Source organism: Pseudomonas sp. LPB4.O (assembly GCF_038383825.1).
In the GTDB taxonomy this organism is placed as follows: Bacteria; Pseudomonadota; Gammaproteobacteria; order Pseudomonadales; family Pseudomonadaceae; genus Aquipseudomonas; species Aquipseudomonas putida.
The window spans coordinates 4819939-4835610 of record NZ_CP151298.1 but is presented as its reverse complement, the minus strand read 5'-3'; the positions used below and the strand labels follow the sequence as shown (position 1 = coordinate 4835610).

Below are 15672 nucleotides of genomic sequence, written 5' to 3'. Positions count from 1 at the left end.
CAAACCCATGTCGAACCCGATCAAGCTCTACAACTTCCCCAAGTCTGGCCACGCCCATCGCATCGAATTGATGCTCTCGCTGCTCAACCTGCCCACCGAGCTAGTGTTCGTCGACCTGGCCAAAGGCGCGCACAAGCAGCCGGATTTTCTGGCCCTCAACCCGTTTGGCCAGGTCCCGGTTATCGATGACAACGGCACGGTGATCGCCGATTCCAATGCCATCCTCGTCTACCTGGCCAAAAAGTACGACAACGGTACCTGGCTGCCCGAAGAACCCGCTGCCGCCGCCCGTGTCCAGCGCTGGTTGTCGGTGGCTGCAGGCCCGCTGGCCTTTGGCCCCGCTGCTGCGCGCCTGGTGACCGTGTTCGGCGCTGCGTTCAACACAGACGAAGTCATTGCCCGTGCCCATACCCTGCTCAAGGTGATCGACGCCGAGCTGGCCAAGGTGCCATTCCTGGCGGGCAGCACGCCCACCATCGCCGACATCGCCAACTACTCGTACATCGCCCACGCCCCCGAAGGCAACGTGTCGCTGGAGCCCTATGCCAACGTGCGCAGTTGGCTGGCGCGGATCGAGTCGCTGCCGGGGTTCGTGGCCATGCCACGCACTGTGATCGGGCTGCAGACCAGCGCCTGATACCTCGCCTTCGAGAGGAACGCCACCATGCAACAGCCCCCGGACCACCGCCCCTCGCCCTGGCATGCGGGCGAGAAAACCCTGCAGGAAAAGGTCGGTGTAGCAGAACGCATGGAGGCGTTCGGGCAAAAGGTCATTCGTGACTACATGCCCGACCAGCACCGTAGTTTCTATCACCAGTTGCCGTTCATGGTGGCCGCCAGTGTGGACGTTCTTGGCCGGCCTTGGGCCACCCTGCTGGAAGGGCCGGAAGGGTTCGTCAGCTCGCCCGACCCTCGCGTGCTGACGATTTATACCACGCTGCCAGCAGATGACCCCGCCACCCCGGGGCTGGTAGCCGGGCAGGCGGTCGGCCTGCTGGGTATCGAACTGCACACCCGTCGGCGCAATCGCATCAACGGGCAGATCCGCCAGGCTGCAGAAGGACAACTGCAGGTGAGGGTGGAGCAGTCGTTCGGCAACTGCCCGCAGTACATCCAGTTGCGTGACTACACCCGCGTTGCCGAGCCCGCCCAGGCGCGTGTCGATGCGACCACACTGGATGCCACAAGCGTCAGCATGATCCAGGCTGCCGACACGTTCTTCGTCGCCAGCTATGTCGAGCAAGGTGACGGCCAGCGCGCTGTGGATGTTTCTCACCGTGGCGGCCGGCCAGGGTTCGTCAAGGTCGTGGGCAATCGGCTGATCATTCCCGACTACGCGGGCAACCTGCACTTCAACACCTTGGGCAACCTGTTGGTGAACCCGCGGGCCGGTTTGCTGTTCATCGATTTCCGCAACGGCAACGTGCTGCAGCTGTGCGGGCGTGCGGAGGTGCTGCTGGACAGCCCGGCCATCCAGGCCTTCGACGGTGCCGAGCGGCTGTGGACGCTGGAGGTGGAGCAGGCAGTGTGGCGCCCGGCGGCGGTTTCCCTGCGCTGGGCGTTCAAGGAATACGCACCGACCAGCCTGATGACTGGCACCTGGGCCGAGGCCGACGCACGCTTGCAGCAACGCCAGCGACAGCGCCAATGGCAGGCCTGGCGTGTGCTGCGGGTGGAGCAGGAGAGCCGCGATATCCGCTCGTTCTACCTTGAACCGCCCAGCGATAGCAGCGTGGTCTTTGCGCCAGGGCAACACATTCCGGTGCAAGTGCAGATCGACGGTGAGGCCGCGATGATCCGGACCTACAGCTTGTCGAGCGCACCGTCCGATGGCTACCTGCGTATCAGCGTAAAAGCGCAGGGCCCCGCCTCTCGGCACCTGCATGAGCGCGTCAAGGCAGGTGATGTGCTGGATGTGCGCTCGCCTATGGGCAGTTTCACCCTGGATGAGCAAAGTACGCGCCCGCTTGTGCTGATTGGTGCGGGCGTGGGTATCACGCCGTTGCTGGCCATGCTGCGTGAGCAGCTGAGCAAAGGCCAGGCACGGCGCATCCATGTGTTCCATGGCGCCCGCAGCCTGGCCGACCTGCCATTCAGGCAGGAGCTGGCAAGCTTGCGGCAACAGGCTGGCGGCTTGCTGCACGTTCATCGCGCCTTGAGCCAGCCAGAAGACCATGCCGTGGCCGGGCAGGATTATGAGTTTACCGGCCGACTGGGCATCGAGCAGGTCAAGGCGACGCTGGCGCTGGACGACTACGATTTCTACCTGTGCGGCCCGGGCAGCTTTACTCAGGACCTGTATGAAGGGCTGCGCACGGTGCACGTGCCGGATGCGCGCATTCACGCTGAAGCCTTTGGCCCGTCAACGCTGCGCCGGCACACGGATGCAGGCCAGCCCACCTTGCAACAGCCGCCTGCGGCCCGCGAGCCAGTGCCTGTGTATTTCGCAGCGTCGGCCAAGGAGGCGCGCTGGGCACCAGGCAGCGGCACCCTGCTGGAGCTGGCCGAGGCGCGTGGGTTGGCGCCGGAGTTCAGTTGCCGGGGTGGGTCGTGCGGTACCTGCAAGACCAGGTTGGTGAGCGGCCAGGTGCATTACCCGAACCCACCGGCAGAGCTGCCGGAGGCGGGATCGGTACTGATCTGTTGTGCGGTACCGGGGCAGGTTGAGGAGGGGATACAGGCGCTGGTGCTGGATATCTGATATGCCAGTCCCGGCGAAGAGGCCAAGACTGGCAGCACAAAGCGCCCGGATATCCGATAATCCCGGCACCCCAAATACCCAGGAGCCCGCATGGACCAGATCCACCTGATGAAGGTATTCGTTGCGGTAGGTGAGCTGGAGAGCTTCGCTGCCGCCGCTCGCCGCCTGGACATTTCCCCGGCTGCCGTCACCCGCGCTGTCAGCGCCCTGGAAGACCAGCTGGGCGTCAAGCTGCTGCTGCGCACCACCCGCAGCGTGCGCCTGACCGAAGCTGGCGGCCGCTACCTGGAAGACACCCGGCATATCCTGGCCAGCATCCACGAAGCCAACGAAGCGGCCGCTGGCATCAACGCCACCCCCAAAGGCGACCTGGCAGTTACCGCCCCGATCCTGTTCGGCAAGAAGTTCGTCATGCCCTGTATCGTTCGCTACCTGCAGCAGTACCCGGACGTCGATGTTTCCGCCTACTTCCTCGACCGTGTGGTGAACATGGTCGAGGAGGGCATGGACGTGGCCGTGCGCATCGGCCCGTTGCCCGACTCCGGGTTGAAGGCGTTGCGGGTCGGCAGGGTGCGGCGCATGTTGTGTGCGTCACCCGACTACCTGGCGCGCCATGGCGTGCCGAAGCATCCCTCGGACCTGGCCGGGCATGCGGTGATCGGCACCACCAACCTGTCGCCCCGGGCAGGCTGGCGCTTTGGAGTGACAGAAGAGCCAACCCTGGTGCGTATGAAGCCGCGCCTGACGGTGACCAGCAATGACGGGGCGATCGCTGCCGCCAGCGGCGGGCTGGGGATTGCCCGCCTGTTGTCGTACCAAGTGGCCGATGAGCTGGCCAGTGGGCAGTTGCAGGTGATCCTGGCGGAGTACGAGGAGGCGCCCTGGCCGATTCATGTGTTGCATCGCGAGAGCAAGTACGGCTCTGCCAAGGTCAGGGCCTTCATCGACATGCTAGCGCAGGCGCTGCGGGCCCAGCAGCTGGACTGAGATCGTACAACGCAAGGTGAAACATTAAGAAATAATAACTGTTGTACGACGACCTATGACATGGCACTCTTCCGCCTGAAACAATTTGTCGCAAATACCGCTGCCGGTGTTCGCGCCAATTGCTCGCCACACTAAAAACAAGAAACTCAGGTGAACCATGAAGATGAAAGGCATCCGTTGGTGGATGGTCAGCCTTGTCACGGCTGGGCTCGTCGTCAACTACCTCGCCCGCAACACCCTCTCGGTGGCCGCCCCCACCTTGATGACCGACCTCTCCATCAGTACCGAGCAATACGCCAAGATCGTTGCCAGTTGGCAGGTGTGCTATGCCCTCATGCAGCCGGTAGCCGGCTGGTTCATCGACTTCATCGGCACCAAGCTGGGCTTTGCCGTGTTTGCCATGGCCTGGTCGCTGGCGTGTGCTGGCGCCGCCCTGGCCACCGGTTGGCAGAGCATGGCCTTCATGCGCGGGCTGCTGGGCATGACCGAAGCCGCCGGCTTGCCGGCTGGGGTCAAGGCAACCACCGAGTGGTTCCCGGCCAAGGAACGCTCGGTGGCGATCGGCTGGTTCAACATCGGCTCGTCGCTTGGCGCCTTGCTGGCACCGCCGCTGGTGGTGTGGGCGATCCTGCACAGTGGCTGGCAGCTGGCGTTCGTGATCGTGGGTGTCTCCGGGATTGTCTGGACCCTGCTGTGGATGCTGTTGTACAAGCACCCGCGCGACCAGAAGCGCCTGAGCGATGAGGAGCGCGACTACATCCTGGCCGGCCAGGAAGCGCACTTCAAACAGGACAGCCGCGAGAAGGGCGCCTGGAAGCGCATCTTCAAGGCCCGCAACTTCTACGCCATCGCTTCGGCGCGGATCCTCTCCGAGCCGGCCTGGCAAACCTTCAACGCCTGGATTCCGCTGTACCTGATGACCGAGCGGCACATGAACATCAAGGAAGTGGCGATGTTCGCCTGGCTGCCGTTCCTGGCTGCCGATATCGGCTGTGTGCTGGGCGGATACCTGAGCCCGCTGTTCCACCGCTACTTCAAGGTGTCGCTGTTCACCTCGCGCAAGATGGTGTTGGTGTTCGGTGCCAGTTGCATGATCGGCCCGGCCTGCATCGGCCTGGTGGAAAGCCCGTACATGGCGATCCTGTTGCTGTGCATTGGCGGGTTTGCCCACCAGACACTGTCGGGCGCGCTGTACGCCATCACCTCGGACTCGTTCAGCAAGGACCAGGTGGCCACAGCGACGGGCATGGGTGGCATGTGCGGGTACCTAGGGGCGGCGGTGTTTACCCTGGTGTTCGGCATTCTGGTCACGCAGATTGGTTACAGCCCGCTGTTCGTGGTGCTGGCGGCGTTCGATATCGTGGCGGCAGTGCTGGTGTGGAAGGTGGCGCGGGAGGTGCGTGGCGAGCCTTCGGTCACGCCGATGGCGAACCCGACCGGGGCATTGGCATAAGGCTTGAAATTCAGGGGCCGCAAAGCGGCCCCCATCAAGGCAACACAATCAAAGGGGTCGATACTGCATCCTGAACCCCAGGCTCATTCCTTCCCCCTGCTGCAACAACCGCAACCCAGGCCGCCCTGGCAGGTGATGCGCATTGACCGGGTGGCTTACCGGTTCAAAGCAGAAAAAACCTTGCCCCTGCGGGCAAAACAGCAAAAAGTGTTCAGCCCCGCTGGCACTGCACGCCAGTCGATAACCCGCGCTTGGCTGTTCGATCACACACTCTCCCGGCCAGCCACTGAAGGCGTGATCGACCACCGTCTCGGGCAAACGGCCCAAGGCATTGAAGCACCACTGCTCGGGCACCTCGGCCTGGTACGACGGCAACCGCCCATGCTCGGCCAGCCACACTTTGCGCGCCGCGGCATACAGCTGGGTATCGGGATATCGCGGAAAGTAAGGATGCAACCCCAACCCATACCAGGTAGCTGGTTCATCCAGGTGGGTTACATGCAGGTCCAGGTTCAGGCACCCCTCATGCAAGTGCACATCCAGCGTTGCCTGGTAGGCAAACGGCACTTCACTGTGCAGCCTCAGGCGCGCGCGTCGCTCGCTGTGGTGCTCCACCTGCCAGGCCTGCTGCCAGGCGCTGCCATGAATCGGGTAGGGGTCGTGCCCGGTATTGGGCGTTAGCGCCTGCCAGCCATCCGGGCGGGCGAAGCCACCCTCGGCAATGCGGTTGGACCATGGCGCCAGCGGGTAACAGGCCAGGCGTCGCGGGGTGCCACTGGCCAGCGCGGCCGGGTCAGAATGGCGCAGCAGCGCTTGCCCGGTCGCTTTCACTTCCCAGTTGACCAGGCTGGCGCCCAGCTCCGGCGCCAGGCTCAGGCGGGTCAGGTGGTCCTGCAGGTGCAGTTCGGTCACAGCCATTCAAGGCTCCTTTCAAATGAACAATCAACTGGCCCGGCGGTAGGTGAGCAGCACGATGCCGCACACCACCACGGCACCGCCGAGTAATTGCAGGGTGCCGAGCTGCTGGTCGAGCAAGGCCCAGCCCAGCAGCAGTGTGGCGATGGGCTCGACGTTCATCACCGGTGCGTTCTGCGCCATGTTCAGCCTTGGCACACACACAAACAGCAAGGTGAAGGCCAGGCCATACAGCACCACCAGGCTGGCCAACGCCACCCAGCCACTGCTGCTGCCCGGCAGTGACAAGCCGGACGGCATCACGCCACTTGCGCCCGCAACCAGCATGCTGGAGAACACGATCAGCAGGGTCAGCAGGCTGCGCACGGGGCCGCGCACGCTGGCCAGTTTGTGGTCGGTAATCCACAAGGCGCAGGCGAAGGCACAGGCGGCGCCGAACGCCAGGCCGACCCCTAGCGCCCAGTGCGGGTTGGCCGTGCCGCTGTCGGCAAGGCGTGCCGGCACATCCAGAGCCAGCACCAGCCCGCACAGGATCAGGCCCATGAACAGCACGGTGCGGCCGGTGGGGCGTGCGCCGCCCAGCGCCCAGGTGAGCAGCGCCAGCAGCATCGGGAAGGTGTTGCCCACCAGAAGCGCCAGGGCCACCGGAATGCGCGCCACCGCCGAGTACAGGCACAGGCTTTGGGTGGCGATCAGCAGGCCGAGCAGCAGTTGCCAGTGCCGGGTGCCTGCGGGCAGGCTCAGCGCCTGGCGTTGCCACAACAGCAGGCAGGCCAGTACCAGCAAGGTGATGCCTGAGCGGCACAGAATCGCCAGCAGCACGCCGGTGCCGTCATCGAAGGCGATGCGCGCGGCGATGTGGTTGCCGGCGAATGAGCAGGCCAGCAGGGCGAGCAGGGCGATGGCCAGTTTGCGCGGGAACAGGGGAGCAGCAGAGGAGGGGACAGCCATGTGCAGGATCCATTTGCAGAAAGAACCAGAGGGCTGCTTTGCAGCCCATCGCCGGCAAGCCAGCTCCCACAGGGTGCGCAGGGCTGGAAGGCTGCACAATCCTGTGGGCGCTGGCTTGCCGGCGATGGGGTGCAGAGCGGCCCCGATTGCCGTTACAGCACCACGCTAGGCAGCCACAGCGAGATCGCAGGTATGTAAGTCACCGCCATCAGCACCAGGAACAGCGCCAGGTAGAACGGCAGCAGCGCCTTCACCGTCGACTCGATGCTTACCTTGCCGATGGCCGAGCCCACGAACAGCACGGCGCCGACCGGTGGTGTTATCAGCCCGATCCCCAGGTTCACCAGCATGATCATGCCGAAGTGCACCGGGTCCACACCAATACCGGTAATCACCGGCAGCAGGATCGGCGTGAGGATCAGGATCAACGGCGCCATGTCCATCACCGTGCCCAGCAGCAACAGCATGAAGTTGATGCACATCAGGATCACGTAGCGGTTGTCCGACAGGGTCAGGAACGCCGTGGTGATCTTCGACGGGATCTGCATCAGCGTCATCACGTAGCCGAAGCTGGCGGCAAAGCCGATCAGGATCATCACGATGGAGATGGTCCGTACCGTGCGGTGCATCAGCTTGGGCAGGTCGCGCCACTTGTAGTCGCGGTAGATGAACATGGTCACGAAGAATGACCACACCACCGCCACGGCGGCCGATTCGGTAGCGGTGAACACGCCCGACAGGATACCGCCGAGGATGATGACCATGGCCATCAGGCCCCACAGCGCCTCACCGGCAATCTTCAACGCCTGGCGCAGCGGGATCACTTCGCCTTTGGGGTAGTTGCGCTTCTTCGCGAAGATCAGGCACAGGCCCATCATCACTGCGCTCAGCAGCAACCCGGGCATCACCCCCGCCATGAACAGCGAGGCGATGGATACCGTGCCGCCCGCCGCCAGCGAGTACAGCACCGAGTTGTGGCTGGGCGGGGTCAGCAGCGCCTGCACCGAGCCACTGACGGTCACGGCGGTGGAGAATTCACGCGGGTAGCCTTTGCGCTCCATCTCCGGGATCAGCACCGAGCCCACCGAGGCGGTGTCGGCCACCGACGAGCCGGAAATCGCGCCGAAGAAGGTCGAGGCCATGATGTTCACCAGCGACAGGCCACCACGGACGAAGCCCACCAGCACCCCGGCAAAGGCCACCAGCCGCCGTGACATACCGCCTTCGGCCATGATCGCGCCGGCCAGCACGAAGAATGGAATGGCCAGCAGCGAGAACTTGTTAACCCCACTGGCCACCTGGATCATCATCGCCTGCAGTGGGATGTCGATCCACCAGGCGCCGATCAGGGCCGACAGGCCCAAGGCGTAGGCTACCGGCATGCCCAGCAGGATGAGTGCAATGAAACTGCCCAACAGAATGAACGCATCCATTTATGCCGCTCCTTCGCTTTCTTCTACGTGGTCGAAACGCACCACCTTGCGGTGGCTCTGGTCGCCCAGCAGGAGTTTTTCCAGCACAAAGACCAGGGTCAGCACGCCACCGATCGGGATCGGCGCATAGGTCATGCCCACCCGCACACCTGGCAGGGAGGCCAGAAACTGGTTCCAGGTAGTGATGCACAGCTTGGTGCCGTAGTAGGTCATGAACACGCACACCAGAATCATCAGTACTTGCACCAGTAGCGCGATCACGCCGCGCTGCAGCGGTGGTAGGCGATCGGTGATCATCGCCACCGCCATGTGCGCCCCGGCCCGATAGCTGGCAGCGGCGCCGACGAAGGTGAACACCACCATCAGCAGGATGGCCACCGGCTCCGGCCAGCTGGAGCCGGTACCGAGCACGTAACGGGCGAAGATGCCCCAGGGAATGATCAGCGTCATGGTCAGGATCGACAGGCCGGCGATCCAGATACAGGCGCGGTACAGCGTGTCGTTCACACGCAGGAAGAGGTTTTTCATGGGCATCACCAAAGCGGCAGGGCGGCGGGCGCCGCACTGCCGAGGTCGATTGGGCTGGGGCCGCTGTTACTGGACGGCGTCGATACGCTTCATCAGGTCGGCGTACGGCGCGCCGTATTTTTCCCGTACCGAGGCGGTGGCGTCATAGAACGGCTTCTTGTCGACGGTGATGAACTCGACACCAGCGGCCTTGAGCTTCTCTTCGCTGGCGGCAGACTTGGCGTCCCACAGTGCGCGCTCTTCCATCTGTGCTTCACGCGCCACCTTCTTCACCAACGCCTGCTGCTCGGGGCTGAGCTTGTTCCAGGTGGTCTTGGACATCACCACGGGCTCCGGCAGGATCAGGTGGCCGGTCAGGGTGTAGTACTTGGCGCTCTGGAAGTGGTTGTGCTCAAGCAGGGTGGGCGGGTTGTTCTCGGCGCCATCGATCACGCCGGTTTGCAGGGCGCTGAAGATTTCCCCGGTGTCCATGGCGATGCCGTTGCCGCCCATGGCGTTCATCATGTCGATGAACAGCGGGTTGCCCTGCACGCGAATCTTCATGCCCTTAAGGTCTTCCAGGCTGCGTACCGGCTTTTTCGTATAGATGCTGCGCGAGCCGCCGTCCATCCAGGCCAGGGCCACCAGGTTGAAATCGGAGTTGGTGATCTTGTCGAGGATTTCCTGGCCGATCTCGCCGTCGATGATCTTGCGCATGTGATCATGGTCGCGGAACACGAACGGCATGTTAAACACGTTCACATCCGGCACCACCGGGCCGACGATACCCAGGCTGACGCGGGTCATCTGCACCGCACCGATCTGCGCCTGTTCGATCACTTCCTTTTCCGAGCCCAGCACACCGCCGGCGAACATCTTGAAGGTGATGTCGCCATTGCTGGCCTGTTCGAGTTTTTTGCCCATGTTCTGCTCGGCGACCACGGTCGGGTAGCCGGCCGGGTGGATTTCGGCGAACTTGATGTCCAGTGCCGAGGCGGGCATGGCCACGCTGAAGGCGAACGGGAGTACGGCAAGGAGCAGCTTGCGTTTGAACGTCATGATGAAACTCCGTGGTTTTTATTATCCGGTTTCGTGCGTGCAAGTGTGGGTGCGGCAGGGGGCGTCAGCCCCGGTAGGCAGGTTCCTCCAGGCCCTTGGTGTCAGGGTTGAGGGCAAATACCCCGCCCGCCAGGGGCTGGTCACTGAGGTCTGTGCCTGTGGGACGGATCGAGGTGACGTACAGGGTGTCGAGGTTGGCGCCACCGAAGGCGCACATTGCCGGCTTTTTCACCGGCACGCTCAGCGAGCGGTCGAGGCGGCCGTCAGGGGTGAAGCGGTGGATCTGCCCGGCGTCATTGCCGCAGATCCAGTAGCAGCCGTCCTGGTCGATTGCTGCGCCATCGGGGCGGCCTGGGTAGCCGCGCATGTCGACGAACAGCCGCTTGTTGTACGGCGTGCCGCTGTCGATGTCGTAGTCGAAAGCCCAGACCTTCTGCACGTTGGGGTGCGAGTCGGAAAGGTACATGCGCGTGCCGTCGGGGCTGAAGGCCAGGCCGTTGGGCACGATCATGCCGTCTTGCTGCAGGTGCAGCTGGCCTTCTCCATCATGCCGGTACAGCGCACCCACGTGGGCACCTTGCTGCATGTCCAGCAGCATGGTGCCGGCCCAGAAGCGGCCTTGGCGGTCGCAGCGGCCATCGTTGAAGCGCATGCCGGCCTGGGCGTGCGGCACGCTGCTGAGCAGGCGGCTATCAAGGCTGCCGTCGGGCTTGGCCTGGAGCTGGAAGATGCCGCTTTCCATGCCGGCGACCCAGCCCTGGCCGCTGCGGGCGATGCAGGCCAGCATCTCGTCGCCCTGCCAGACCTGGTGCTTGCCATCGGCCGCCTGCCAGCGGTGCAGATGGCGGGCGGGAATATCGACCCAGTACAGGGCCTGTTCGCTGGGGTGCCACACGGGGCTTTCGCCGGTGCCGTTGCGGGCGTCGACGATCAGTTCACAGTTCATGGCCGTGCCTCCTGGCGTGCGTGGGTTCAGTTGAACGGGCCGGCCACGGCGAAGGCGCCGCCCTGGTAGACCATACTCGGGTCATCGGCGGCGGGCGCCGGCTGGGCCTCCACGGCGGCGCGGAAGCGCTCGGAGCTGTCCTTGGGCACGTAGCCAAGGTGCTCGGCATAGCGGTTGTCCCACCACACGGTGCGGTTGTCGGAGGCGCCGTAGACGATGGTGTGGCCTACGTTGGGGGTGAACAGCCCGCGCTCGATCAGTTGCACCAGGTCGTCGTAGCTCAGCCAGGTGCAGAGCATGCGCGGGTTTTGCGGTTGCGGGAACGAAGAGCCGATGCGAATGCTGACGGTCTCGATGCCGTAGCGATCGAAGTAGAAACTGGCTACATCCTCGCCGTAGCACTTGGACAGCCCGTAGTAGCTGTCGGGGCGGCGCGGCGAGTGGGCGTCGATGCGCTCGTCCTGGCGGTAGAAACCGATGGTGTGGTTGGAGCTGGCGAAGATGATGCGCTTCACGCCATGCTTGCGTGCGGCCTCGTAAACATGGAACACGCCGCAGATGTTTGGCCCGAGGATGTCTTCGAAGGAATGCTCGGTGGACACGCCGCCGAAGTGGATGATGGCATCAACGCCGTCAACCAGCGCATGTACCGCAGCCTTGTCGGCCAGGTCGCAGGTAATCACCTCTTCATGCGGGCCTGCAGCAGGTGGCATCGGGCTGATATCGGAAAGGCGCAGGACCTCGGCGTAGCCTTGCAGGCGTTCGCGAAGGACCTTGCCCAGGCCGCCTGCGGCTCCGGTGAGCAGCAGGCGATTGAGGGGGGTAGGGGTCATGGCCGGCTCTTGTTGTTAATTGTTGTAGGTTGTCGTATGACTTTACTGATTATTGGCGGTGGGTTCGGCTGTTGTCAATGAGGCCTGCGTCTCTTTATGGCCTGTCAGGGCCCAATCGCCGGCAAGCCAGCTCCCACAGGCACTCCACTTGGCTGGAAATTACCGCGGCCTGGTGGGAGCTGGCTTGCCGGCGATGGGGCGCAAAGCGGCCCCAATTTCAATCAGTGCCGGTCTTTTCGGTTACAAGAGCGATAACGGGTAATTGAAGATCAACCGGTTCTCATCGAACTCGTTATTGCTGTAATCCCGCCGAATCGACGAATTTCGCCACTTCACACTCAAATCCTTGAACGCCCCGCTCTGGATCACGTACGCCAGCTCGGTCTCACGCACCCACTCCTTACCATCGGTCACCACCCCGCTGTGCACGTCGCGCCCGCTGATATAGCGGTTCATCAAGGTCAGCCCCGGCACCCCGACGGTGACGAAGTTGAAGTCATGACGCACCTGCCACGAACGCTCGTTGGCATTGTCGAAGCTGGAGTTGTAACTGTCGTTGGCCAAGGTGCCGCCACTGGTGCCGTTGACCCGCATCCAGGTATCGCCATCGACTTTCTGCAGCCCCACCCAGAACGTGCTGCCGCCGTACTTGGCCGAGAACATCCCCGAGTAGGTTTTATTGTCCAGTTCCCCAGCGCGTTCGGAGCCGTCCTCATCGCCATGGAAGTAGCCCAGGTTGGCACCCAGGGTCCAGTCACCCACCGGCTGGCTGTGGCTCAGTTGCAGGTACTGTTGCTGGTACACGTCTTTCAGCACCGCATTCCACAGGCCCACCAGCGTGCGGTCCTGGTTGAACTTGTATTCGCCGCCGACGAAGTTGAACCGGTCCGACACGCCAGCGCCGTAGCTCATGTCTTCCATGCTGGCGTCGTTACGCGGGCTGTTGCCGCGGAACTGGCCGCCATACAGGGTCAACCCTGCGATTTCATTGGAGGTGACCTGCCCGCCACGGAACGTCTGCGGCAACGAGCGACCGTCGTCCGAGCGTAGAATCGGCAGCACCGGCATCCACTCCCCGATCTTCAGCTCGGTCTTGGAAATACGCGCCTTGCCCGCCACTGCCAGGCGCCCGTAGTCATCTGCTGGCTTGCCATCATCATGGCGCGGCAGCAACGCCGTGCCGTAGGTACCGCCGCCGCCATCGAGCTTGACCGACCACAGCCCCAGCACATCCACGCCAAACCCTATCGGCCCCTCGGTGAACCCCGAGCGGGCATCGAGGATGAAGCTTTGCGTCCACTCCTCGGCCTTGCTCTGCGGGTTGCTGGGGTTGGTGAAGTTGCGGTTGATGTAGAAGTTGCGCAGCCCGAGGGTGGCCTTGCTGTCCTCGACAAAACCGGCGGCCAGGCTGGTGCCCGGCAGGCCGGCGATGACCCCGGCGCCAAGCAGGGCGAAGGGCAGGGTGTGGCAGATTTTCATTATTGTTGTGCTCCCGAAGGGTGTGGCAGCCCGTCCACCGGGCACGCGCAAGCGGCCTGCGGCAGGGGCGGGTAGTTAACGGGCCGGTCAGGGCCAGGGGTGAATGCGCGGTAACCGGGCGCTACGTAGCGGCAGGTGTACGCGAGCTGGCCGGGCGAAGAGGGGTGTGCAACAGACGTGGGTGGAGCGGGATGGGGGTCGACATGGGATCGTCCACTGATTGTTGTTTTTGTTATGTGTTGTCGTACAACTGTGGGCGATTATTAGCAAGTGGGAGGTGAGCTGTCAACGGCTGATAGCTGAGCAGGTAGGGTCCCAGTTGCTGCATTCCACGCGCCGTACGCGGGACAAGATTTACAAATCAAATCTGATTGACTGACTCTGCCGCTAGCCTGCGCTATCTTCAGATCTGGCCTCGCCCTCGACCACGTAGACTGGCATGTCCAGTCCCGGCATCCTCGTTGGTGCCGTACCCCTCTTGTCGGCGTGGGCGGGGCCTCTTCCTTTTCCGCCACGCTTCCCGCCTAAGATCCAGCGCTCCCTGGCGCCACGGCCGTCAGCTACCTTGGCAAATCTCCTCTGCTACGCAATTCCCTGTAGGAGCGGCCTTGTGCCGCGAAAGGGCCGCACAGCGGCCCCGGCAAACAATTCGCCATTGCAGAATCCCCAAGATCAGTGCATTCGACAGGCTCTGCAATATATAGCGGAGCGGGGCCAGCTACCCTTCAGGCCAGTCCTGATGACCGAGGAAGATGAAGCCGTTCTGTGGGAGCGGGCTGGCCCGCGAATAGGCCACACAGGCGAAACCGTCCGCTGACTTGCGATGCTTCCTCTACCAATAAAAAAGGCTGCCAATTGGCAGCCTTCTCGATGTTCAGCCCGGACAATCAGTCCCAGCTCAAAGCACCACCCGTCTGATACTCGATCACACGCGTCTCAAAGAAGTTTTTCTCTTTCTTCAAGTCCATGATCTCGCTCATCCATGGGAACGGGTTGGTAGTCCCTGGATATTCTTCTTTCAGGCCAATCTGGGTCAAACGACGGTTGGCAATGAACTTGAGGTAGTCCTCCATCATCGCCGCGTTCATGCCCAGCACCCCGCGTGGCATGGTGTCGCGGGCGTATTCGATCTCCAGCTGGGTCCCTTGCAGGATCATCTGGGTCGCTTCTTCCTTCATCGCCGCATCCCACAGATGTGGGTTTTCGATCTTGATCTGGTTGATCACGTCGATGCCGAAGTTCAGGTGCATCGACTCGTCACGCAGGATGTACTGGAACTGCTCGGCGACGCCGGTCATCTTGTTACGGCGGCCCATGGACAGGATCTGGGTGAAGCCGCAGTAGAAGAAGATACCTTCCAGGACGCAGTAGTAGGCAATCAGGTTGCGCAGCAGCTCTTTGTCGGTTTCGACGGTGCCGGTGTTGAATTCCGGGTCGGAGATGGCGCGGGTGTACTTCAGGCCCCAGGCGGCTTTCTTGGCGACCGACGGGATCTCGTGGTACATGTTGAAGATCTCGCCTTCATCCATGCCCAGCGACTCGATGCAGTACTGGTAGGCGTGGGTGTGGATCGCCTCTTCGAAGGCCTGGCGCAGGATGTACTGGCGGCACTCCGGGTTTGTGATCAGGCGGTACACGGCCAGGGCAAGGTTGTTGGCAACCAGCGAGTCGGCGGTGGAGAAGAAGCCGAGGTTGCGCATGACGATGCGGCGCTCGTCTTCGGTCAGGCCGTCCTGGCTCTTCCACAGGGCGATGTCGGCGGTCATGTTGACCTCTTGCGGCATCCAGTGGTTGGCGCAGCCGTCCAGGTACTTCTGCCAGGCCCAGTCATACTTGAACGGTACCAGCTGGTTCAGGTCGGCGCGGCAGTTGATCATGCGCTTTTCGTCTACCGCGACACGGGCAGAAGAACCTTCCAGCTCGGCCAGGCCTTCGGCCACGTCGAGGGCGTCGAGGGCAGCTTTGGCACGTTTGACGGCTTCGGAATCCGACGCGGTAGCAGCGCGAGCTTCCAGAGCGGCCGCACCACCGGCGCTGTCGAGCTTGTCGAGGGTGGCGGCGGCAGCGGCCTGCGCAGGGGTGTTGCCTTTGGCGGCTACTTCGCCGTCTTCGTTATCGAATTCGTCCCAGCTCAGCATGGTTTGGCTCCTGCTTGAGGGTCGCCCTGGGGCAACCGGTTGGATTTTAAAAATGTGATGCCTGACGCAAGGCCGGTAACGGCGAATGGACAGCTCGAGAGGCTGACTCTCGTTTACATCTGAATGTGTTCTGGCTTGTACCTGGCCAGGCCTCGGGGAGGGGCCAGGACAATTGAATGGCGCTCTTTTCAGAGGGCGCAAAGTATACCGGAATTCACCTTCGATCGGGGCGCATGTCTTGCGGGCGAAGGTAACTTTTCGACCGGTTTT

13 protein-coding genes are annotated in these 15672 nt (G+C 63.0%); 4 read left to right on the top strand and 9 right to left on the bottom strand.

Going from position 1 to position 15672, the window contains the following annotated elements; translation table 11 throughout:
- Positions 1-7 precede the first annotated feature (7 nt).
- From MRBLPB4O_RS21860 to MRBLPB4O_RS21845, 4 genes are all read left to right on the top strand, one after another.
- Positions 8-637, top strand: a complete 630-nt coding sequence (locus tag MRBLPB4O_RS21860; protein WP_341796576.1) for a glutathione S-transferase — start codon at positions 8-10, stop codon at positions 635-637.
- A 27-nt stretch (positions 638-664) separates the two neighbouring features.
- Positions 665-2701 (top strand): pyridoxamine 5'-phosphate oxidase family protein, encoded by a 2037-nt coding sequence (locus MRBLPB4O_RS21855; RefSeq protein WP_341796575.1) that lies wholly within the window; start codon positions 665-667, stop codon positions 2699-2701.
- A gap of 90 nt (positions 2702-2791) precedes the next feature.
- Positions 2792-3688: a LysR family transcriptional regulator gene (locus tag MRBLPB4O_RS21850; protein WP_049275914.1), complete on the top strand. Its 897-nt coding sequence runs from the start codon at positions 2792-2794 to the stop codon at positions 3686-3688.
- A 157-nt stretch (positions 3689-3845) separates the two neighbouring features.
- Positions 3846-5141 carry an MFS transporter gene (locus MRBLPB4O_RS21845; RefSeq protein ID WP_341796574.1) on the top strand — a complete coding sequence of 432 codons (1296 nt, stop codon included), beginning with the start codon at positions 3846-3848 and terminating at the stop codon, positions 5139-5141.
- Between the two features lie 48 nt (positions 5142-5189).
- Here MRBLPB4O_RS21845 and MRBLPB4O_RS21840 read toward each other — a convergent pair whose 3' ends face one another.
- From MRBLPB4O_RS21840 to MRBLPB4O_RS21800, 9 genes are all read right to left on the bottom strand, one after another.
- Positions 5190-6059: an aldose 1-epimerase gene (locus MRBLPB4O_RS21840; RefSeq protein WP_341796573.1), complete on the bottom strand. Its 870-nt coding sequence runs from the start codon at positions 6057-6059 to the stop codon at positions 5190-5192.
- A 24-nt stretch (positions 6060-6083) separates the two neighbouring features.
- Positions 6084-7007: a DMT family transporter gene (locus MRBLPB4O_RS21835; RefSeq protein WP_341796572.1), complete on the bottom strand. Its 924-nt coding sequence runs from the start codon at positions 7005-7007 to the stop codon at positions 6084-6086.
- 152 nt (positions 7008-7159) lie between these two features.
- Positions 7160-8440: a TRAP transporter large permease gene (locus MRBLPB4O_RS21830; RefSeq protein WP_019472239.1), complete on the bottom strand. Its 1281-nt coding sequence runs from the start codon at positions 8438-8440 to the stop codon at positions 7160-7162.
- On the bottom strand, positions 8441-8968 hold the full coding sequence (locus MRBLPB4O_RS21825) for a TRAP transporter small permease (RefSeq protein ID WP_341796571.1): 528 nt from the start codon (positions 8966-8968) through the stop codon (positions 8441-8443).
- A gap of 66 nt (positions 8969-9034) precedes the next feature.
- Positions 9035-10006: a TRAP transporter substrate-binding protein gene (locus tag MRBLPB4O_RS21820; protein ID WP_016488691.1), complete on the bottom strand. Its 972-nt coding sequence runs from the start codon at positions 10004-10006 to the stop codon at positions 9035-9037.
- A gap of 64 nt (positions 10007-10070) precedes the next feature.
- Entirely contained in the window at positions 10071-10952 is an 882-nt protein-coding gene (locus MRBLPB4O_RS21815) for an SMP-30/gluconolactonase/LRE family protein (RefSeq protein ID WP_341796570.1), read from the bottom strand.
- A gap of 26 nt (positions 10953-10978) precedes the next feature.
- Positions 10979-11785 (bottom strand): NAD(P)-dependent oxidoreductase, encoded by an 807-nt coding sequence (locus MRBLPB4O_RS21810; RefSeq protein ID WP_341796569.1) that lies wholly within the window; start codon positions 11783-11785, stop codon positions 10979-10981.
- A 240-nt stretch (positions 11786-12025) separates the two neighbouring features.
- Positions 12026-13264 (bottom strand): OprD family porin, encoded by a 1239-nt coding sequence (locus MRBLPB4O_RS21805; protein WP_341796568.1) that lies wholly within the window; start codon positions 13262-13264, stop codon positions 12026-12028.
- Between the two features lie 887 nt (positions 13265-14151).
- The gene (locus MRBLPB4O_RS21800; RefSeq protein WP_016498293.1) at positions 14152-15402 is read right to left on the bottom strand and encodes a ribonucleotide-diphosphate reductase subunit beta; all 1251 of its coding nucleotides are present in this window, start codon (positions 15400-15402) and stop codon (positions 14152-14154) included.
- Between the last annotated feature and the right edge of the window lie 270 nt (positions 15403-15672).

Excerpts from the sequence above, each read along its gene's own strand:
- MRBLPB4O_RS21805 (WP_341796568.1), bottom strand. The coding sequence starts at position 13,264 with ATGAAAATCTGCCACACCCTGCCCTTCGCCCTGCTTGGCGCCGGGGTC.
- MRBLPB4O_RS21845 (WP_341796574.1), top strand. The coding sequence starts at position 3,846 with ATGAAGATGAAAGGCATCCGTTGGTGGATGGTCAGCCTTGTCACGGCT.
- MRBLPB4O_RS21825 (WP_341796571.1), bottom strand. The coding sequence starts at position 8,968 with ATGAAAAACCTCTTCCTGCGTGTGAACGACACGCTGTACCGCGCCTGT.
- MRBLPB4O_RS21860 (WP_341796576.1), top strand. The coding sequence starts at position 8 with ATGTCGAACCCGATCAAGCTCTACAACTTCCCCAAGTCTGGCCACGCC.
- MRBLPB4O_RS21815 (WP_341796570.1), bottom strand. The coding sequence starts at position 10,952 with ATGAACTGTGAACTGATCGTCGACGCCCGCAACGGCACCGGCGAAAGC.
- MRBLPB4O_RS21810 (WP_341796569.1), bottom strand. The coding sequence starts at position 11,785 with ATGACCCCTACCCCCCTCAATCGCCTGCTGCTCACCGGAGCCGCAGGC.
- MRBLPB4O_RS21850 (WP_049275914.1), top strand. The coding sequence starts at position 2,792 with ATGGACCAGATCCACCTGATGAAGGTATTCGTTGCGGTAGGTGAGCTG.
- MRBLPB4O_RS21830 (WP_019472239.1), bottom strand. The coding sequence starts at position 8,440 with ATGGATGCGTTCATTCTGTTGGGCAGTTTCATTGCACTCATCCTGCTG.
- MRBLPB4O_RS21820 (WP_016488691.1), bottom strand. The coding sequence starts at position 10,006 with ATGACGTTCAAACGCAAGCTGCTCCTTGCCGTACTCCCGTTCGCCTTC.
- MRBLPB4O_RS21855 (WP_341796575.1), top strand. The coding sequence starts at position 665 with ATGCAACAGCCCCCGGACCACCGCCCCTCGCCCTGGCATGCGGGCGAG.
- MRBLPB4O_RS21835 (WP_341796572.1), bottom strand. The coding sequence starts at position 7,007 with ATGGCTGTCCCCTCCTCTGCTGCTCCCCTGTTCCCGCGCAAACTGGCC.
- MRBLPB4O_RS21800 (WP_016498293.1), bottom strand. The coding sequence starts at position 15,402 with ATGCTGAGCTGGGACGAATTCGATAACGAAGACGGCGAAGTAGCCGCC.
- MRBLPB4O_RS21840 (WP_341796573.1), bottom strand. The coding sequence starts at position 6,059 with ATGGCTGTGACCGAACTGCACCTGCAGGACCACCTGACCCGCCTGAGC.